Origin of the sequence: Sediminimonas qiaohouensis DSM 21189, from assembly GCF_000423645.1 — a bacterium.
In the GTDB taxonomy this organism is placed as follows: domain Bacteria; phylum Pseudomonadota; class Alphaproteobacteria; order Rhodobacterales; family Rhodobacteraceae; genus Sediminimonas; species Sediminimonas qiaohouensis.
In genome coordinates this window covers 178,593-194,920 of record NZ_AUIJ01000002.1, presented here as the reverse complement: position 1 = coordinate 194,920, position 16,328 = coordinate 178,593, and the positions used below count along the sequence as shown (strand labels likewise).

The following is a 16,328-nucleotide window of genomic DNA, read 5'->3' as shown; positions in this document are numbered from 1 at the left end:
GCCGCCCGGTGCCACTTCAACCGCGCCCACGTCAAGCCCGGCCGCTCGGCACGCCTCAATGGCGTTTCGGATCAGGGCAGACGTGGTGCGAGTGCGGGCGGCGGGCATGGGTCAGTCCTTTTTCTCATTTTGAAAGCTCAGATCGCCGAGCTCGGCACCAAAAGCCACGGGCCAAGCGACCACTCGACTGACAAAAGAGCTGAGTATCCACTCGTCAGGAGGGGGAGACGATAGCGCGAACCCAAACCCGATCATGGCGTAAACTGTGGCTGCGAATTTCATGGTGCCTCCGGGTTAGGTGGGCTGGCGCGGCCAGATGGTGACGGTGTTTCCTCTCACCGTTTCCTCGCGGACGAACCAAACGATTCCTTCGTCGTCATCATCCTGAAATGGCGCGTGCATGCTGATCAGGTGGCCATCAGAATCTCGACTTTCTGCCTGCCACCCCGCCTCTCGGACTTCATTCGGCGGGGTCAAGTTTATAGGGTATGGGGCCTTCATGGTTCCCTCCTCGTCCTCTCGATCATGCGCCTGGTCTTGGCGGCGCGGTGGCGCTCCGGCGGTTCGCCGTAGGTTCCCAGCACGTCGCAGGCGATCAGTATCCGCTCGTCGCTGTGGTGGGGCATATCGGCCAGGACCGCGCGGGCATCGGATAGCGCCGCGTCGATCCCGGCCAGCCGCTCGTCGTGAGTGGAGGCAGCGGCTTCAACTGCGATGTGGGATAGGGTGGTCATGCGATTTCTCCTATTCAGATCGGCCAAATGCCGGAAATGGAGATCGGCCCGACGCGCAGGACAGGATCGGCCTCAAGGCCGCGATCCACATGCGGCCAATGCCAGATGAACGGCGTGAGGCCTATCCAGAGATATCGCCAGTTTTTCATCGTCTCGCTCCTATCTGCTCTCTAAGCTTGCCGGCGCTACAGCACCGGCTGTCACCAGCGCCGTGACAACGCCGACAGCAAGCCATGCGACCAGCGCCAACATGATCGCCCTGTGCAGGCGGTATGTGTCGCGTGGCTCGGTCACTGCTCTTTCCCTTCGCGTGCCGCCCTGGCGGCGTGCTCCAGCTGTGCGATTTTCAGCAGCACTGATTTGATCTCAGGCGGGGCGCTGTCATAAGGGATGCGCCAGCGACCACTGAGGCGTGGCAGTAGCGCACGCGGGATCGCGATCCAGTTGCCAGGATCCGTGTTGGTCCTGTCGCCATCGAGGCACTTGAGGCAGTGCCCCTCGGGCAGAGGGCCGTTGAATTCCTCCCACCTGATCAGGTGCACGGCGCGCCAGCGTGACTGCAAAGGCATCCCGTCATGGATCTTGCGCTCGATGTAGCCATCCTTGCAGATGCGCTCGGTGCCGATCGGCTTGTAGTTCCGATTGGCGCGACCGTTTCGGGTGCCTTTCTTGAACCAGCCCTTTTCGCAGCCGGGGGCATAATATCCCTTGCGACCCTTGTTGGCCGGCACGTTGCCCTTGGGGATGCGTCCGTCGCGCCCGGTCAGCCATCCCTTGCGGGAGCAGAGAGACTTGAAATTCTCGAGGCTGACGTCGGTGCGGCCGAAGCGCTCCACGAATGCGGCGTGCGCCTGCTTGCGCGGCCAGTCGCGGTGACCCCGTATCCAGAGAAGCTCCGCCTCGCTGTATGAGATCCGCTTGCCCTTCATTCCTCGGCGCCGCCCTTGCTTTGGCCAATCTGCGGCAGCATCGGCAGGATCTGGTTGCCGTGTTCGGCAAACAGCTTCGCTGCCTTGAGCTGCAGATCGGCGTTGCGAGTGATCTGGTCGGCGACCGACACGATCGCCTCGGCGCGCTTGGCCTCGTCCGCGATCTTCTCGGCGCTCATGTCCTCGTCGGACATGCGCTCGAGCTGCGCAAACAGGTGATCATTCAGGTCTGACATCTTGTTCCTGGCCATCACGCCATCCCCAATGCTTCGCGGTACATTTGGAGGACGGCTTCCTCTTCGGCGATGTCGTCTTTGTCCCGCTTTCGCAGCGCGATCACCTTGCGCAGGATCTTGGTGTTGTAGCCCCGGGCTTTGGCCTCGGCCATCACCTCTTTCTGCTGATCCGCGATCTCGGCTTTCTCGATTGCCAGCCGCTCAAAGCGCTCAATGAACTGGCGCAGTTCATCGGCCGTGACGCGATAAGCGTTGTCCTTGGCGGCGTCGAATTCCGGGTCAGGTTTCATGGGTGGTTTCCTCTTTTCCTTGCGAAGTGCAGCCGTGGCGCGCTTGAGGTCTTCCGCGGTGAAGGGGCCGGTTTCCAGGTGCCCACCTTTCCCGTCCGGAACTCGCATTGTCATAACGGTTTCGTCACTCATGCTGCGGCCTCCTGTTGCAGGGCGTAACCGCCCCATTGGTCCGCCCAAGCCTCGGCCATGCCGGGAAATGTCTTGCTGCGGATCTTCCAGCGATCGGGCCCCGGCGGTGCACGATGAATGGCGGCCCATTGTTTGTATTCTTCGGTCCCGCGCTCTGGCGGTGTCAGTCGGTTGGATTCCAGCAGCTCCGGCAGGTTACGAAGATAGAGGCCGGTCGCCTTGAACACGGGATCCCCGAACCACCACGGCTGGACGATCTGCGGCCGTGGCAGGTAGGGCATCGCCTCGCGCGCATGGATGTTCATTTCCGGGTTCTCGATGGCGACGTGTGGGATCGGAGCGTTGAAACACGCCTTGAACACCTCCACGCCTTCCTCGAACTCGGCGATCATGTCGGCATGCGTCCGCCCCTTTGGTAGTTTCTTCGGGTGCGTCTTGCCGGGGCCATAAAGCCACCGTTGCCCGCTTCGACACAGGCGAGTGCAAGGCGGGTTAGACACGATCAGCAGATCCCATCCCCACGTCAGCACATTGCGGATGTCGTCCTGGATATGCCGGTTGGTGGGCTGGTCGGCCGACAGGATATCGCACTGCCACGCGTCATGGCCGCGCGCCAGAAATGCATCCAGTGCCACGCATGAGGTGGCGCAGCCGATCAGGACGCGGAGGGCGGCTGTCATTGACCTGCCTCCGCTCGAAGCTCCTCGAGGCGCTCTGATCCGAGCTGCGTGAGGCACGCCGCCTTTTCAGGGCCCCAAAAGTCGAGCAGCGCCCTATCGTGCAGTGCCCGTATGGTTTGCGGAGAGTGCAGTGCGGCAAAGGCATAGATTTCGCCGCGTGCATCGCGGGCCTTGTATCCGCCGTGAACCTTCGAAAGGCCGTGCGGCTCGGCATCGGCCAACGCCATCTTCATCGATCGCTTCATGCCGCGCCTCCGTTCGGATCGGGGCGCAGCTGGTAGCCCTTACGCTGTGCAATCTCGCGCACTCGATCCGCGATGCGGGCCGATATCCGGTCGCAGTGGAACCCATCGAACACGCGGCGCATGTCGGGATCCGGATGCCAGGGCGCCGCATCGGGTGTGCGAAAGATCGGGGCGGCGTAATCCGTGCGCTGGCCGCGTGCGGCCTTGAGCATGGCCCATGCGCGGGCGCGGGCCGCCGGCGGCGTGCTGGCGCGCGGATTACTCACAAGGCGCGTGGCGCTTGCGAGGTCTTCTGGCGTCGGGGGTGTCGGGGTAAGCATGACGTGCCTCCATCGGTGTGATGGGGGCGATACTCACTCGACGAAACTTCGATTGTCAATAATAAAAATAGAAGAAACGTCGATTGACAGCCTGAGCCGCGCCTCACACTACTTCGTGGTTGTCACGCTTTGAGGGAGAGTATTGGAATGAATTACGACTTTGAAGAGAAGTTCTTGTTCGCTGTCGCGCGGGTGTCACATGTCAGTATAGACCGCGCTTATTCCTGGGTGTGGGTGAGATTCGTCATGAGGCTGTCTGCCATCTTGGCTGGTAGTTCGGTTAGGCGCCCTCGGTAGATAAAGTCCATCGAAGCGCCCCATCTTTCGGTAATCCTGAACGCCATCTCAGCCTTCAATGGCTTGTCGCCGCGCTCAATGCGCCCGTAACTCGTTGGGTCGATCCCGACCGAGGTAGCGAAGTCATGTTTGTTCTTGCCATGGAATTCGCGAAGCGCCCGCAATCGGCGCCCGACTTCCATGGGGTCAAGATCCTTGATCGCGGACATCGGATTCCTCCTTTTGCTCACCTTCTTTGATCACGACTCTCGACAAATCGTCTATCGAAGAATTGCCGGGTATTGACCTATCGAAGAAACGTCGATAGAGATCGAAGAAACGTCGATGTGGAAATGGATATGAGCGGCTTGTTGTGCATTCGTGATCTGGTGAACCTGTGGCCTACACGGGCGGAGTTGGCCGCGGATTTGAAGAGGCAGTTTCCGGATATTTCGGTGTCTGTGCATCAAGTTCATAAGTGGGCAGAGAAGCAGTCGGTTCCTGCTCGCTATCATTATCCGCTTTTGTGTGCAGCGCGTGCACGCGGGTTTCAGGTCACGGCTGATATGATTGCCAAGATGCATGCGCAGCCGGTCACGAAAAGGGGCGCCGCATGACCGCAACGCCCCGATCCGTCCTTTCGATTGTTTCCTCTCATCCGTCCACACAGGACAAGGATGGAGGGAACATGTGGAAAAATCCTGCACAAAATGCACGGCGAGGTAAATTTGCCTGGTCGGGGCACCGCACTCGGTCCCGCAAGTGGTTCGCCGGCATGCTCTGGCGCGCCTTTCCGGCCGAGAGCGAACGCGGGGTCGCGCAGCGCGCGGCGCCGGTGCTTGATGTCTCGGAACGGCAGGTGATCAACTGGCTGCGCTGCGATCACGACGCGGCGCTCAGCTATGTCACGGCCGTGCTGGTGATCGCGGGCGCCGAGACGGTGCTGGGCCCGGATAGCGGGAGGGCGGCGTGAATGGTCCGGCGCGTTCTGATCTATATCGCCGGCCTGCTTTGCGTGAGCAGGGGGCGGCGCGCGGAGCGGCGCGCGGCCCTCTGGCAGGCGCGGTCGCGTCGCTGGCATCGCCGCTCGGAAAAATTCTTCCATCGCTTGAACGGGGGGCGTCGATGATGGCGGGCCCCGCATCGTATCCCGGCCTCCCCCAGGTCGGGCTTGGGAGCCTGCTTTGCTTGATGGGCAGGCCACCTTGGCGCGGCCGGGTCGGCAGGTTCCCGGCCGCGTCCTTTTCATTCGGTTCAGAACGGGGTGCATGTCATGTCCAGTGATCTCGCCAGGGATCGCCGGGGCACTGCATCGCCCCGGCGTAGATCTCCGCTTTCCGGCCTGCGCCTTCACGATGCAGCCCCGAGCGCGGCGGCGGGGCCGGAAACATCTTGTTCGTCAGTGCGCGGCGGGCGCCTGATGCCCACCCAACTCCATAACACAAGGCTGGAGCACTCACATGACGACCGAACTTTTGCTTTTTGCGATCGCTCTTGCGCAGTTTGCGCTGGCGGTCACTCAGATCCTTATCGTCTGGAAGCTGTTGCGCTGAGAATCGAGTCAGCGAGAGAGTTTCCCGATCTGTGGTCGGGGTATGTGCGGGGCCGGTTTCGCCGGATCGAGGATGAGGCGATACAGGCAAGAGTTGAGAATGGCCACTTGCGCCAGCCGCTGACAAGAGGCGCGACGTTCGGAATGGAGGCTAGCCATGCAAACTGCGGGAGAAAACCCCGCCAAGAAATAAAGGTAGGGGGCGGAAAGCCCCTTACCTACAAGCCGCTTTCCGGCAAGCGCCACGGTGCTTTCCCGAGCGTGGTCGTGGGGAAGGCCCCTGCAGCTCAAGAGCAAGCGATGGATGCTCCTGTATCCGCCGAGGACAGGATGCCGAATAGGCACCGCGAGTTGCCCGCGCTCGACCAATGCCGTCCAGCGGCGGCGACCCCGCTGGAATCCCCCCTGTTGGACTTCGGGCGCGGTTGGCAGGTGTGCCGCCGCGCCCGCCTTTTCGGGGAGGTCATGTGATGCATGAGCATCCCTTGTGGACCGAGGCGCTGGACCTGCGTGTGATCGAAACCGGCGGTCGCTACAGCGCTTTATGCGATCTGGCGGATGACCTGGGTTTAACGCTGCTTCAGGTGCAACAGCGCTGGCATCAGCTGCGGGTGACCGCATGAGTGCGGGGGCCATGGATATTGTCCGCAGGGTGCGCCTGCCGTTCGGGCATCTGCTGGTCGATATGACCGTGTCGTCCTGCGGCGCACGCATGTGGTCGCTTCGGGTGCGTGACGGCAACCGCCCGGATGAGCCGGCGGACACGCCGCCGATCGCCTGCGGGTTCGTCGATTCCGACACGCCACTGGAGCTGGCGGCGCTGTCGCGCGCGGCCGCAGAGATATTCGAGGAGGGGCATGATGGCACATAGCCGATCGGATGATCTGGAGCTTCTGGAGATCCTCGACATGCACGAGGCGCGCGGAATGTCCATGCGCGAGATCGCGAAGCTCTTGAGTGCGCGCCAACGCCGCCTGGTGACCCGCAATAGCGTGCTGGGCCGCGTGCATCGCGTCCGCAAGGATATGGAAAAGCACCAGTGTCGCGCCACGCGTCCAGAAAATCGCGATGGTGGAATGCCAGAACGGTGGTGGGCGCAATGATCAGGGCGGAGATTCTTGACGCAGCGGCGCAGGCGGTGACGGTTGACCGGGCGGCGACCCATGGCGACATGGAAGACAATTTCGATCTCATTGCTGATTATTGGTCCGCGCACCTTGGTATAGATGTTCGCCCCCATGACGTTGCGCTGATGCTCGTGATGCTGAAGGCGGCCCGCGCCCGTGGCAATCCGGTGCATGCAGACAACTGGGTCGATATTGCCGGGTATGCGGCGTGCGGTGGAGAACTCGCGACCAAATACCTGCCGGACGCGGAGGATGTGCAATGAGCCGTTCCCCGATCATTGCGTTCGGTCTGCAGGCGCAGACGGTCGCGCTCAAGGCCCGCACCGGGCAGCTGCAGTGGCGCGACCAGGTCGATCTGGCAAAGTCGGCGCTGGAGTGGGTGCCGGAGGAAACACTGGCCCGCGACATGGTGTTGGATTTCCTGGGGCATTGCCGGGTGACGCCCGGCGCAGCGGGTCAAAAGTTGCAGCACGATCTGACGCTGTGGCTCGATGAGGCTTGCCCGCCAGATCCCGGCCCCGTGCCGGACGGCATCGAGGCTGAACGCGGCGGCGTCGAGTTCGACTGGCAAAAGAGGGCGGATTTGCAATGAGCAGCATCGGTCAGATGGCGGAACGTGTCCTGATCACGGCATCGGTGTCGGTCGTCATGTCATCATCCACGGATCCGTCTTTCCGGGTTTATCTCGACGCGCTGAGCGAGGCGCTGCCCGACAGCGCCGACTGCGACCAGTCGCTAAGCCCGGTGTGGCACGCGGCCTCGCAGCTTTGCGATACCGAGCCGGGTCAACCACGGCAGAATGCCCTGGCACGCCTGACCTACGAGGTGCGGCACTACTTTCTGCGCCGGTTCGGCGATCGCTACGATGAATTCCGCGCCCGCGTGCAGGGGGCCTGATCCGTGGCGGCGCGCGAGGATCCACGCCTGATCGAGGCGCAGGCGATTCCCATTGGCGAGATCGTCGATCGTCTCGCGATCGAGGGGCTGCACCGGACGGGCGCAGAGATGATCGGGCCCTGTCCCGTTTGCGGCGGCCGGGATCGTTTCGGCATCAACATGCAGCGCGGTGTCTATAACTGTCGCCATTGTGGCGGCGGCGATGGCATCGGCCTGGTGCAGCTGGTCATGGGGTGCGATTTCAAGGCGGCACTGTCCTGGCTGGTGGGCGAGGCCGAGCTGTCGATCGACCCGGCCGAGGCCGAGCGTCGCCGGCGGGAACACGAACGCAAGCGCGCCGCCCAGGAGCGTGACGCGGAAAAGCGCCGCAAGGCCGCCATGCGCGCGGCATGGGAGATATGGCAGCAGGGAAAGCCCACAGGGGGCACGGCCGCCGAGGCCTACTTGCTGCGTCGCAAGCTTGACTTGCCTGAGCCGTCACGCTGCCTGCGATACCATCCGGATTTGCCGTACATGGTGGCCGATCCGGCGGGCGGGTGGCGCGAGATCCACCGAGGCCCCGCCATGCTGGCCGCGGTGCAGGGGCCGAAGGGTGGATTTATAGGAGTGCATCGCACCTGGCTCGACCTCCATCGACCGAAAGGAAAGGCGCAGATCGTCGGCCCGGATGGTGAGCCGTGCCAGGCCAAGAAAATGCTCGGGTCAAAGAAGGGCGGTGCGATCCGTCTCTACACGCCGCAAGGGGCAACCCGCCTGATCATGGGCGAGGGGATCGAGACCACTGCGACCGCATGGATTGCCAACGCCTGGCCTGCGGCCGCCTATTGGGCCGGTGTAGACCTCGGCAACATGGCCGGCCGGCGCATTCTGCGCGGCCAGGGCATGAAATATGCCGGCGTTCCGGATCTCGATGACCGGGATGCCTTCCTGCCGCCCGAGTGGGTCGAGCACCTGATCTTCATACAGGACGGCGATTCAGAGCCGCGCTCGACGCGCGCGAAGCTGCTGTCCGGTCTGCGCCGCGCGCGGGCGTGCCGGCCGCGTGTTGAGCGGGTCTCGATCGTGCATGCCGGCGACGGCATCGATCTGAACGACGCGCTGATGGGGGACTACACGGAGTATGACCATGTCAGACCGGATTGAGCGCGCCCAAGAGGTTCGCAAGAGACTGCGCAGGCTGGGCCTGCATGCCGAGGCGGAGAGGCTGCAAGGCGCCATCCGCCACCGGGAACTGGGGACCAAGATGGAGCGGATCGGCGATCAGACCTTCGACGAGCTGGTGGGTGAGCTCGAGCAGCTTCTGCAAACGGCACGGGGTGGCGCATGAGCGATCGACTTGATCACCTGCGCGATACCGTGCGCGCGGCCGAGGACGTGGATATGGGTCCCGTCAGCCCGGCTGAGGATGACGGGACCACGCCCCCCGATCCCCCGGATGGTGATTATCCCGATGGGCCGGATGGGCCGCCAGAGGCGAAAGGTGCGCTATACCCGCTCAATGACATCGGCAACGGGCAGCGGTTCGCTCTTTATTTCGGGGATGACGCGTTGCGGGTGCCGCGCGTCGGCTGGTTCGTCTGGACCGGGCGACAATGGCAGCGCGACGATGACAGTCTCGCTGTGCGCCGCCTTGCGCATCGGGTGCCGGAGAAAATCACGCGCGAGATCCAGCACCTGGCCTATGAGCCCTGGGAGCAGGATTTCCTGGCCGAAGAGGATGATCTGCGCGCGCAGGTGGCCGGCATCGAGGACGTAAAGCCGTCTGAGCGCACCGCCGATCAAAAAGCCACAATGACCCGCCTTCGCGGGCGCCTCGATACCGTCTCCCAGATCAAGAGCCGGTTCGCGGATCGAAAGAAACGCCATCGGGCCTTTGCGCTCTCGACGGGCAACTCGAACAAGCTTGATCACATGCTGGACGAGGGCGGGGTGAGCCTGTCACGGCATTTGGACGATCTCGACGCGGACCCGATCATGATCAACACCGCGACGGCCGTGCTGTCGTTCAACGTGATCCGTGACGAGGGCATGAGCCCCGTCGCCGAGATGACCTGCCTTGATCATGATCGCGGTTTGCTGCTGTCGAAGATGATGCCGGTGGAGTTCGACCCGGACGCGACCTGTCCGCGCTTCGATGCCTTCCTGGAGCGCGTGCAGCCGAATTCAGAGATCCGGGGCTTCATCCAGCGCTGGTTCGGGCTGTGCATGACCTCGATCACCGGCGATCAGAAGCTGGCATTCTTTTATGGCCATGGCGCCAACGGCAAATCGGTTCTGGTGGACCTGCTGGCGCGGATGCTCGGTGATTACGCCGCCACGGCCAAGATCGAGTCATTGACCGGCACCAACAGGCGCGGCGGTGGCGATGCCACCCCGGACCTCATTCCGCTCATGGGCGCACGCTTCGTGCGCGCGTCGGAGCCAGAACAGGGCACGCGCCTGCAGGAGGGCGTGATCAAGGAACTGACTGGCGGCGAGCCGATCCTGGTGCGCGCGCTGCATTCCGACTTTGTCGAGGTAAAGCCGGAATTCAAGCTGACCATCAGCGGCAACCACAAGCCCGAGATACGGGGCACCGATGACGGAATATGGCGACGGGTGTTGCTCACACCGTTTGACGTGCAGATCCCGCAGGCGGAACGCGATCCGGACCTGGGCGAAAAGCTATGGGCGGAAAGGGCCGGCATCCTGAATTGGATGATTGAGGGGCTGAGGGCCTACCTCGAGGGCGGCCTGCAGGAGCCCGACGCGATCCTGGACGCCACGGCCGAGTATCGGCGCGACAGCGACCCTGTCGGATCGTTCCTGACGGAATGCGCGGTCGTGACCGGCGCAGAGGACGATTTCATGCTGTCGCGCGACCTGATCGCCGCGTTCAACTTCTGGCTCGATGACAAGGGCGAGACGCAATGGGGCGGACGCACGGTGTCCAACGCGCTCAAGAACCACGCGCAGCGCTGGCGACATCCGCACACGGGCCGCAGCTTTATCCCGGGAAAGCGCGAGGCGACCGGGTATCGCGGCATCAGGCTGACCGACACGTTCGAGCGGCGGTTCCGGGATCGAGGCGGCGCGCCGGGAAACAGCGACAGCCGCCCGGCCGACCAGGAGGATTTCTGATGCTTCCCCGTACCCCATCAAATGGACGAAGCGATGTCAGGCCGTCTGAGCGCACTTTTGGATCACGGCTCGGTGCACGGCTCGAACGGCCTGACATGCGAAATCACGGCTTGAGTTATGCGGATCACGGGGGTTTGGGGTTTGAGTGATTTCAAAGGGTTGCAAGGTAATTCACGGCTTGAACGGCCCGAACGGCCCGAAATTCCGACCTACACGTATGCGCGCGCGAAATAGGGGGAAAGGGAAGTTGAAGTGTTCACATGCGTAAACCCCTCACTTTCAGGCCGTTCAAGCCGTTCGAGCCGTCTAATTATGAAAAACATACGAGAAAACAACGTGTTGTTGTTGGTTGTGGTCACGGCTTTGCGTGAATTGTCAAGCCGTTTTCAAGCCGTGTCGGGCCGGTCAGGCCGTGATCGAGTAAAGCGAAAATCAACGGGTAGTAGGTCAGGCGAAAATGACCACTAAATACGGAGGTAGCAATATGGGTGAGACACAGAGAGTAGCTAGCAGGCCGCGTCAGGGTGCGATCAAGCGTGACATCGACATTCGCGGACTGCTCGAATGGGCGTTCCAACGTGAGCTGGTGTCGCTGGACTTCGACGAGCTGGCAACCGTGTCGGGGGAGCGGCCGGGCATCGGCACGGAATACATCCTGATGCAGCGTCACAACCTTGGCTGTGCTGTTGACGGTGGCGGGAGTTCCGAGCCGCACCCGGATGCGGACGTGGTCGCCTCGGCGCTTGCGGCGCTACCGGAGGCGAGGGGAGGCCGACGCATGGCGCTATGGATCGCCGCGCTGGCCCGATCTGGTCGCGCGCCTGACTGGATGCCAGGGGCCAAGCCGCGCTGCGTGCCGGTGGAGTGGTCGAAGAACCGGCACGGGTGGCGCGCGAAGTCCGAGCCCTGCGGGTCGGTAAATGTTGTCAGCCGTGGGCGATTGCGCACAGTGGAAGTGCGTCACTGCCCGGTCACCTACAGCCCCACAGCGCAGCAGATCGCGTCTGCTCGTCGTGCTTATTTGCAATGGTGGGGCGCGCTGCAAGAGCTGCGCGTCAGCTTCCAGATGTACGGCGGCCTGACCTCGTTTCGCGTCACGGATGGCATGCCGCCGCGCATGCCGTGGAAAAAATCTTCTTGACGAAATCCTAGCCCCCTTGCACAGTGACCCTGAACCGAATTGCGCCCGGAGCAGAGATCCTGCCCCGGGCGCTTTGCGTTTGACGGGGTGGAGCGGTTGGCAGCTCGCGTGGCTCATACCCACGAGGTCGCGGGTTCGAGTTCTACACCCCCCGGGTTCAGGGACCGTATCGAAAATCTTGCTGCATGCGGGCGCGCTGCAGCCCGAGGGTTTGGCCATTTTAAACAATGTGCGAAGCCTAAACCCGTCATGGTTTAGGAATGCCGTTCCATGGTTGAGCGGTTCGCGCAGATAGCAGGAGGGACGATTGGCGCCGCACTGCGCCGGGAAGGACATCATGAGCAGGCAGCTGAACGCGACAGAACTTGCGAAAGAGATGAACCTGTCGAAGGGGCGTATCAGCCAGCTTGTGCGAGACGGGCGCCTCGATGGCTGCTATAGCGGCTCCGGTCGCGCGCGGCGCTTCGATCTTGGCAAGGCGGCAGACGCCCTGGGGCAGCGCCTCGATCCGGCTCAAATGCTCGGCAACGGCGCGAAGACCCGCCGGAGCCTTGAGGACGTCGATCTACCAAAGCAGGTCGAGCCGGAACGCGCGCCTTCCGATGCTACTCTCCTGCCAGCCAAGGATCCGACGCGCTATGAGCTGGCGCGCACGCAGGAGCTTGAGGAGAAGGCGCGCCGCGCGCGCCGTCAGAACGAAACCGAAGAGGGAAACTGGGTTCTCGCCAGCGAAGTGGCCGCCGAGACGGCCCGGCAAATCCACATGGAAATCGCGTCGATCGAAAGCTCCGTGCTGCGTACCGGCGCCCGGCGGCTGGCAGACGAACTTGGCATCGACTTCAAGGCGGCGCGGGCGATCCTGACGCAGGTCTGGCGCGAGTATCGCGCACATCGCTCGGAGCAGAAGGCAGCGGAAGCAGATGCCGCGCCGCTCTCCGAGGCAGAGCACGAGGTGGATTTCTAGGATGGGGTTTCTCGCAGCAGCCGAGGCGGTGGTCGCCCAGGCCATCGCCCAGGCCATCGCACCGCCGCCGCCGCCGGACATCACCCGGTGGTGCGAGGAGAACATCGTGTTTGATGCGCGCTCGCCGATGCCAGGCCCGTTCGACATCTCTCGCTTCGCGTTCCTGAGCGAGATCCACGAGGTCCTGTCGCCCGAGCATCCCTCGCGCGAGGTGACGCTGCGCGGCTCGGCCCAGTGGGGCAAGACCGTGTCGGTGATCCAGCCCACGCTTGCGGAGTGGCACGAGTACACGCCGCTCGACTCGCTGATCGTGCACCCGACGGGGAGCGCGGCCAGCGAGTGGGTTAACAACAAGTGGATGCCCATGCGTCGTCAGGCACCGGGGCTGATCCGGGTCTTCGGCTCGGGGCGCGGCGAGAACAGGGACAACACGTTCAACCAGGAGACGCTGGACAGAAACGGATCAATCAAGGTCGCTTCGGCAGGTTCGCCGGCGGATCTGACCGGGACAAGCCGACGCCTTGTCATCATGGACGACGTCTCGAAGTTCGAGCCTTCCGAGAAGGGTGATCCGGAAAAACTCGCGGAAAGCCGGGCGTCGGGTTACGAAGATGCGAAGATCCTCCGCGTCTCAACGGCCATGATCAAGGGGACCTGCCGGATTTCACTCGCCTACGAGCGATCCGACCAGCGCCTCTACCACGTGCCGTGTCCGCATTGCGGACACGAACAGCCGCTGACCTGGGAGAACTTCCGGCAGAACCTGGAGCCGGAACGACTGCATGCGGCGCACTTCACTTGCGAGCGGTGCCAGGAGGCGATCCGCCACGGGGACAAGGAGCGGATCGTGCGGCTCGGTCGCTGGGTACGCCACAACCCGGGCGGCGATCATCCCGGCTTCCACCTGTGGCGCGCTTACGCGCCGCAGCGGGACTGGGGCTCGATAGCCGCCGAATACGCGCAGGTCATGGGTTGGTCGCGGATCGATGCCTCCATTACGCGGACTGACGCCGCGTCCGGGGCAGCGGAGGAGGACGAGGTCGAGGTCGCGCCGAAGCGCAAGGCCACGGCGCCCACGGTCAGCTCGGCGATCGAGCAGGTGTTCTGGAACGACGTCCTGGGGCTGCCCTACGAGCAGGCCACCGACGCGCCGGACTGGGAACAGTTGCGCGACCGGACGGAAAACGCGGAACCGGGTGAAGTGCTGGAACTCGGGGTGCTACCGGCGACGGGGTTCATCTTCTCGGCAGGTGTCGACTGTCAGGATGATCGAATGGAAGCCCACCTGGTCGCTTTCGGCGCCAACCGGCGGCGGTGGGTGATCGACTACAAGGTCATCCCGTACCACATCAGTGATGACACGGGCCGCGCGCAACTCAACGCGCTCCTGAAGCAGAAATGGCGCACCGAGTTTGGTCTTCCGTTCGCGCTGGACATTCTCGCGATCGATGGTGGGGCCTATACCGACGACGTGTGGAGCTGGGCAAAGACCCACCCGTGGAGCCGGGTGATCATCGTGAAGGGCAGTTCGACGCAGAACGGGCCCCTGATGATGCCGCAGAGGTTCGAGCGGCGAAGGGACGGCAAGGCGAAGCGGGCCCAGAAACGGGCGTTCAACCTCAACGTTTCTTCGATGAAAGCGGGCCTCTACGGCCATCTCGACAAGGAATTGCCTGAAGCCCGGGGGTACACACAGTTCGCCAGAAACCTTGGCGACGAGTATTATCGCATGCTCACGTCCGAGACGCGCGTCGTGCGTCGCAACAAGGTGGGCGTGATGACCAGTGCCTGGATGCTGGTCGAGCCGACGCGCCGGAACGAGGCACTGGACACGATGAACTACGCTGAGGCCGGGGCCCTTCGGAAGGGTTGGGCGTCGATGACCGACGATCAATGGGATGCGCTTGCAGTCGAACGGGGGGCGGTGCCCGACGCACCACAGGGCGATCTCTTCGACGCCGAACTGCCGATCGCCGCGGCGACCAGGCCGAACAAGGAAGAGGTGGAACCTCAGAAACCCGCCCGGCGGCGCCGCAAAACCGGATGGAAGGCTTACAGATGACACAGCTTCTCGACCATCGCGGCCAGCCATTGACACCGCGACAGCCAAGGCCACAGGCGCGCTACATGAACCATGACCGCACCGGTCTTCTTTCGATGCGCCGGGCGACGACGCGGGACATCAAGCACGACGTGCGTGCAGCCACGAGCCGCGCCTTCGCGCTCGCGTTCGATTTCATGCAGAACAGCGGCTGGATCGCTGGCGCGGCGGACCAGATCATCGCTGACATGATCGGCCCGGAGTTGAAGTTGAACTGCCGGCCCGACCTGGCGGACCTGGGATACGACGAGAAGGAGCGGGCCGCATGGTGCCGCCTGGTCGAGGCGGAATGGCGGCGGTGGTCCTGGAATCCGTGGGAGTGCGACCTCGAGGGCAAGTCGACGGTTCAGGAGATGCTCGATGGCACGGCGCGCTATTATCTCGCCGGAGGCGAGGCGTTCTCGGTCGTCGACTGGCTGAGCGAACCGGCGAGACGGCGCTACGGGATCAAGACCGGCATCAAGGCCCGGCTGGTGTCGCCGCACCGTCTGACGAACCACACTCAGCCGTTCGAGGGCTGGGATCAGGGCATCCTGCATGATGATATCGGCCGACCCATGTGGTACCGGTTCCGGCGGAGCGACGGAGGGTTCGAGGCCAACATCGACGTGCCGGCGCGCGACAAGTTCGGTCTGCGCGTCATCCACGTCATGGATCGCGGCGCGACGCCGAACAGCCCGCGGGGCATCACGCCCATGGCACCGGCGTTCAAGGTGATTGCGCAGAGCGATCAGCTGGCCGATGCGACGCTGACAACTGCGCTTTTGCAAACGGCCTTCGCGGCGACGATCAAGAGTCCGGAGCCGTCCGAGACGGCGTTCGGGGCCATCGAGCAACTCAAGGAAATGGACGGGTTTGAGGGGACGGCTGATCTGGCGCAGGACCTTTTCGAAGTCATGCAGGTCCGGCTTGACGCCTTGAAGACGAAGGGCATTTCGATTGGCGGGGATTCGAGCCAGGTGAACCACCTTGGGCCAGGCGAGGAATTAGAACTGCACAGCAGCGCGACACCTGGCCCGCAATACGAACCGTTTCAGAAGGGTCTCCTTCGGGAAATGGCGCGGTGCCTCGGCGTCACGTTCGAGAGCCTGACGATGGATCATAGCGGCGCGTCGTATTCAAGCACGCGGATGGCCGTCGCCTCGATCTGGCCGACGATCCTGCGCCGCCGGGAACGGATCGTGGCGCCGATGGCGCAGGGTATCTACGAGGCATGGCTCGACGAGCAGATCGGAACGGGCGCAATCCCGTTCAAGGGGGGCTATCGGGCGTTCGCCGCGAACCGCGAGAAGGTCGTGGACGCGGAGTGGCGCGGTCCGTCGCGTCCGAGCGCGGACCCCTACAAGGATGCGCTGGCGAACAAGGTGAAACTTGAGACCGGTCAGACCACACTGAAGGCCATCTGCGCCGAAGCCGGCGAAGACTGGGAAGAGGTCGCCGACCAGGCGGAGCGCGAGGTCACGCGCTTCAACGATATCGGTATCACGCCGCCGCATGGGCGCATGGCCGGAGGCGAGGGTGCCGGGCCGGACGGCGCGGCGGCCGACGGAATGAGCGACCGCTCGAAAGGCTGAGGGAGCACCC

The 16,328-nt window shown here is 63.5% G+C and carries 25 protein-coding genes and 1 tRNA gene; 16 read left to right on the top strand and 10 right to left on the bottom strand.

The features are described 5' to 3' along the window. Nucleotides 1-111: 111 nt before the first annotated feature. The 10 genes from G568_RS20180 to G568_RS0103290 all read right to left on the bottom strand — a co-directional run bounded on the left by G568_RS20180 (nt 112) and on the right by G568_RS0103290 (nt 4,072). Nucleotides 112-282, bottom strand: a complete 171-nt coding sequence (locus G568_RS20180) for a hypothetical protein (RefSeq protein WP_157084259.1) — start codon at nt 280-282, stop codon at nt 112-114. 215 nt (nt 283-497) lie between these two features. Beyond that, nucleotides 498-734 carry a hypothetical protein gene (locus G568_RS18155; RefSeq protein ID WP_037373569.1) on the bottom strand — a complete coding sequence of 79 codons (237 nt, stop codon included), beginning with the start codon at nt 732-734 and terminating at the stop codon, nt 498-500. Between the two features lie 14 nt (nt 735-748). Beyond that, a complete protein-coding gene (locus tag G568_RS20795) occupies nt 749-883 on the bottom strand; it encodes a hypothetical protein (protein WP_281168973.1) in 135 nt (44 codons plus the stop codon). 141 nt (nt 884-1,024) lie between these two features. After that, nucleotides 1,025-1,663 (bottom strand): HNH endonuclease, encoded by a 639-nt coding sequence (locus G568_RS0103320; RefSeq protein WP_026756699.1) that lies wholly within the window; start codon nt 1,661-1,663, stop codon nt 1,025-1,027. Continuing rightward, on the bottom strand, nt 1,660-1,914 hold the full coding sequence (locus G568_RS0103315) for a hypothetical protein (RefSeq protein WP_037373567.1): 255 nt from the start codon (nt 1,912-1,914) through the stop codon (nt 1,660-1,662). The genes G568_RS0103320 and G568_RS0103315 overlap by 4 nt, the downstream gene beginning before the upstream one ends. Beyond that, nucleotides 1,914-2,189 (bottom strand): DUF2312 domain-containing protein, encoded by a 276-nt coding sequence (locus tag G568_RS0103310; protein WP_026756697.1) that lies wholly within the window; start codon nt 2,187-2,189, stop codon nt 1,914-1,916. The genes G568_RS0103315 and G568_RS0103310 overlap by 1 nt, the downstream gene beginning before the upstream one ends. Before the next feature lie 128 nt (nt 2,190-2,317). Further along, a complete protein-coding gene (locus tag G568_RS0103305) occupies nt 2,318-3,001 on the bottom strand; it encodes a hypothetical protein (RefSeq protein WP_026756696.1) in 684 nt (227 codons plus the stop codon). Beyond that, nucleotides 2,998-3,246 carry a hypothetical protein gene (locus G568_RS0103300; protein WP_026756695.1) on the bottom strand — a complete coding sequence of 83 codons (249 nt, stop codon included), beginning with the start codon at nt 3,244-3,246 and terminating at the stop codon, nt 2,998-3,000. The genes G568_RS0103305 and G568_RS0103300 overlap by 4 nt, the downstream gene beginning before the upstream one ends. Beyond that, nucleotides 3,243-3,566, bottom strand: coding sequence for a hypothetical protein (locus tag G568_RS0103295; RefSeq protein WP_026756694.1), 324 nt, complete (start codon nt 3,564-3,566; stop codon nt 3,243-3,245). The genes G568_RS0103300 and G568_RS0103295 overlap by 4 nt, the downstream gene beginning before the upstream one ends. Before the next feature lie 218 nt (nt 3,567-3,784). After that, a complete protein-coding gene (locus G568_RS0103290) occupies nt 3,785-4,072 on the bottom strand; it encodes a helix-turn-helix domain-containing protein (protein ID WP_037373566.1) in 288 nt (95 codons plus the stop codon). Nucleotides 4,073-4,144: 72 nt separating this feature from the next. Between G568_RS0103290 and G568_RS0103285 the strand changes: the two genes are divergently transcribed. The 16 genes from G568_RS0103285 to G568_RS0103200 all read left to right on the top strand — a co-directional run bounded on the left by G568_RS0103285 (nt 4,145) and on the right by G568_RS0103200 (nt 16,318). Continuing rightward, nucleotides 4,145-4,459, top strand: a complete 315-nt coding sequence (locus tag G568_RS0103285) for a hypothetical protein (RefSeq protein WP_157084257.1) — start codon at nt 4,145-4,147, stop codon at nt 4,457-4,459. Nucleotides 4,460-4,617: 158 nt separating this feature from the next. Continuing rightward, on the top strand, nt 4,618-4,815 hold the full coding sequence (locus tag G568_RS18150) for a hypothetical protein (protein ID WP_245582868.1): 198 nt from the start codon (nt 4,618-4,620) through the stop codon (nt 4,813-4,815). Between the two features lie 1,049 nt (nt 4,816-5,864). Next, nucleotides 5,865-6,017, top strand: coding sequence for a hypothetical protein (locus tag G568_RS20175; RefSeq protein ID WP_157084255.1), 153 nt, complete (start codon nt 5,865-5,867; stop codon nt 6,015-6,017). Nucleotides 6,018-6,028: 11 nt separating this feature from the next. Then, complete coding sequence (locus G568_RS0103255) at nt 6,029-6,265, top strand: hypothetical protein (protein ID WP_026756689.1); 237 nt, start codon at nt 6,029-6,031, stop codon at nt 6,263-6,265. Further along, entirely contained in the window at nt 6,255-6,497 is a 243-nt protein-coding gene (locus G568_RS0103250; RefSeq protein ID WP_026756688.1) for a hypothetical protein, read from the top strand. The genes G568_RS0103255 and G568_RS0103250 overlap by 11 nt, the downstream gene beginning before the upstream one ends. After that, nucleotides 6,494-6,784: a DUF6378 domain-containing protein gene (locus G568_RS18145; RefSeq protein WP_037373564.1), complete on the top strand. Its 291-nt coding sequence runs from the start codon at nt 6,494-6,496 to the stop codon at nt 6,782-6,784. The genes G568_RS0103250 and G568_RS18145 overlap by 4 nt, the downstream gene beginning before the upstream one ends. Next, a complete protein-coding gene (locus tag G568_RS0103240) occupies nt 6,781-7,113 on the top strand; it encodes a hypothetical protein (protein ID WP_026756687.1) in 333 nt (110 codons plus the stop codon). Before G568_RS18145 ends, G568_RS0103240 begins: the two co-directional genes overlap by 4 nt. Next, entirely contained in the window at nt 7,110-7,418 is a 309-nt protein-coding gene (locus G568_RS0103235; RefSeq protein WP_026756686.1) for a hypothetical protein, read from the top strand. The genes G568_RS0103240 and G568_RS0103235 overlap by 4 nt, the downstream gene beginning before the upstream one ends. Before the next feature lie 3 nt (nt 7,419-7,421). Then, nucleotides 7,422-8,561, top strand: coding sequence for a DUF7146 domain-containing protein (locus tag G568_RS18140; protein ID WP_051202691.1), 1,140 nt, complete (start codon nt 7,422-7,424; stop codon nt 8,559-8,561). Next, nucleotides 8,545-8,745: a hypothetical protein gene (locus G568_RS0103225; RefSeq protein ID WP_026756685.1), complete on the top strand. Its 201-nt coding sequence runs from the start codon at nt 8,545-8,547 to the stop codon at nt 8,743-8,745. Before G568_RS18140 ends, G568_RS0103225 begins: the two co-directional genes overlap by 17 nt. Continuing rightward, nucleotides 8,742-10,538: a DNA primase family protein gene (locus G568_RS18135; protein WP_051202689.1), complete on the top strand. Its 1,797-nt coding sequence runs from the start codon at nt 8,742-8,744 to the stop codon at nt 10,536-10,538. Before G568_RS0103225 ends, G568_RS18135 begins: the two co-directional genes overlap by 4 nt. Before the next feature lie 484 nt (nt 10,539-11,022). Then, nucleotides 11,023-11,679 (top strand): hypothetical protein, encoded by a 657-nt coding sequence (locus G568_RS0103215; RefSeq protein WP_026756684.1) that lies wholly within the window; start codon nt 11,023-11,025, stop codon nt 11,677-11,679. 84 nt (nt 11,680-11,763) lie between these two features. After that, nucleotides 11,764-11,839: transfer RNA gene (locus tag G568_RS20170), tRNA-Met, on the top strand. Between the two features lie 177 nt (nt 11,840-12,016). After that, on the top strand, nt 12,017-12,643 hold the full coding sequence (locus tag G568_RS0103210) for a hypothetical protein (protein ID WP_026756683.1): 627 nt from the start codon (nt 12,017-12,019) through the stop codon (nt 12,641-12,643). A gap of 1 nt (nt 12,644) precedes the next feature. After that, a complete protein-coding gene (locus G568_RS0103205) occupies nt 12,645-14,705 on the top strand; it encodes a phage terminase large subunit family protein (protein ID WP_026756682.1) in 2,061 nt (686 codons plus the stop codon). Nucleotides 14,706-14,770: 65 nt separating this feature from the next. Beyond that, the gene (locus G568_RS0103200) at nt 14,771-16,318 is read left to right on the top strand and encodes a phage portal protein (RefSeq protein ID WP_245582867.1); all 1,548 of its coding nucleotides are present in this window, start codon (nt 14,771-14,773) and stop codon (nt 16,316-16,318) included. The last annotated feature ends 10 nt before the right edge of the window (nt 16,319-16,328 follow it).

Bases quoted from the DNA above. Each gene is read 5' to 3' on its own strand.
- G568_RS20795 (WP_281168973.1), bottom strand. From the start codon at position 883: ATGAAAAACTGGCGATATCTCTGGATAGGCCTCACGCCGTTCATCTGG.
- G568_RS0103215 (WP_026756684.1), top strand. From the start codon at position 11,023: ATGGGTGAGACACAGAGAGTAGCTAGCAGGCCGCGTCAGGGTGCGATC.
- G568_RS0103235 (WP_026756686.1), top strand. From the start codon at position 7,110: ATGAGCAGCATCGGTCAGATGGCGGAACGTGTCCTGATCACGGCATCG.
- G568_RS0103255 (WP_026756689.1), top strand. From the start codon at position 6,029: ATGGATATTGTCCGCAGGGTGCGCCTGCCGTTCGGGCATCTGCTGGTC.
- G568_RS0103320 (WP_026756699.1), bottom strand. From the start codon at position 1,663: ATGAAGGGCAAGCGGATCTCATACAGCGAGGCGGAGCTTCTCTGGATA.
- G568_RS0103200 (WP_245582867.1), top strand. From the start codon at position 14,771: ATGAACCATGACCGCACCGGTCTTCTTTCGATGCGCCGGGCGACGACG.
- G568_RS18145 (WP_037373564.1), top strand. From the start codon at position 6,494: ATGATCAGGGCGGAGATTCTTGACGCAGCGGCGCAGGCGGTGACGGTT.
- G568_RS0103310 (WP_026756697.1), bottom strand. From the start codon at position 2,189: ATGAAACCTGACCCGGAATTCGACGCCGCCAAGGACAACGCTTATCGC.
- G568_RS18135 (WP_051202689.1), top strand. From the start codon at position 8,742: ATGAGCGATCGACTTGATCACCTGCGCGATACCGTGCGCGCGGCCGAG.
- G568_RS0103305 (WP_026756696.1), bottom strand. From the start codon at position 3,001: ATGACAGCCGCCCTCCGCGTCCTGATCGGCTGCGCCACCTCATGCGTG.
- G568_RS0103205 (WP_026756682.1), top strand. From the start codon at position 12,645: ATGGGGTTTCTCGCAGCAGCCGAGGCGGTGGTCGCCCAGGCCATCGCC.
- G568_RS0103290 (WP_037373566.1), bottom strand. From the start codon at position 4,072: ATGTCCGCGATCAAGGATCTTGACCCCATGGAAGTCGGGCGCCGATTG.
- G568_RS20175 (WP_157084255.1), top strand. From the start codon at position 5,865: ATGCATGAGCATCCCTTGTGGACCGAGGCGCTGGACCTGCGTGTGATC.
- G568_RS0103240 (WP_026756687.1), top strand. From the start codon at position 6,781: ATGAGCCGTTCCCCGATCATTGCGTTCGGTCTGCAGGCGCAGACGGTC.
- G568_RS0103300 (WP_026756695.1), bottom strand. From the start codon at position 3,246: ATGAAGCGATCGATGAAGATGGCGTTGGCCGATGCCGAGCCGCACGGC.
- G568_RS18155 (WP_037373569.1), bottom strand. From the start codon at position 734: ATGACCACCCTATCCCACATCGCAGTTGAAGCCGCTGCCTCCACTCAC.
- G568_RS0103250 (WP_026756688.1), top strand. From the start codon at position 6,255: ATGGCACATAGCCGATCGGATGATCTGGAGCTTCTGGAGATCCTCGAC.
- G568_RS0103295 (WP_026756694.1), bottom strand. From the start codon at position 3,566: ATGCTTACCCCGACACCCCCGACGCCAGAAGACCTCGCAAGCGCCACG.
- G568_RS20180 (WP_157084259.1), bottom strand. From the start codon at position 282: ATGAAATTCGCAGCCACAGTTTACGCCATGATCGGGTTTGGGTTCGCG.
- G568_RS0103315 (WP_037373567.1), bottom strand. From the start codon at position 1,914: ATGGCCAGGAACAAGATGTCAGACCTGAATGATCACCTGTTTGCGCAG.
- G568_RS0103210 (WP_026756683.1), top strand. From the start codon at position 12,017: ATGAGCAGGCAGCTGAACGCGACAGAACTTGCGAAAGAGATGAACCTG.
- G568_RS0103225 (WP_026756685.1), top strand. From the start codon at position 8,545: ATGTCAGACCGGATTGAGCGCGCCCAAGAGGTTCGCAAGAGACTGCGC.
- G568_RS18150 (WP_245582868.1), top strand. From the start codon at position 4,618: ATGCTCTGGCGCGCCTTTCCGGCCGAGAGCGAACGCGGGGTCGCGCAG.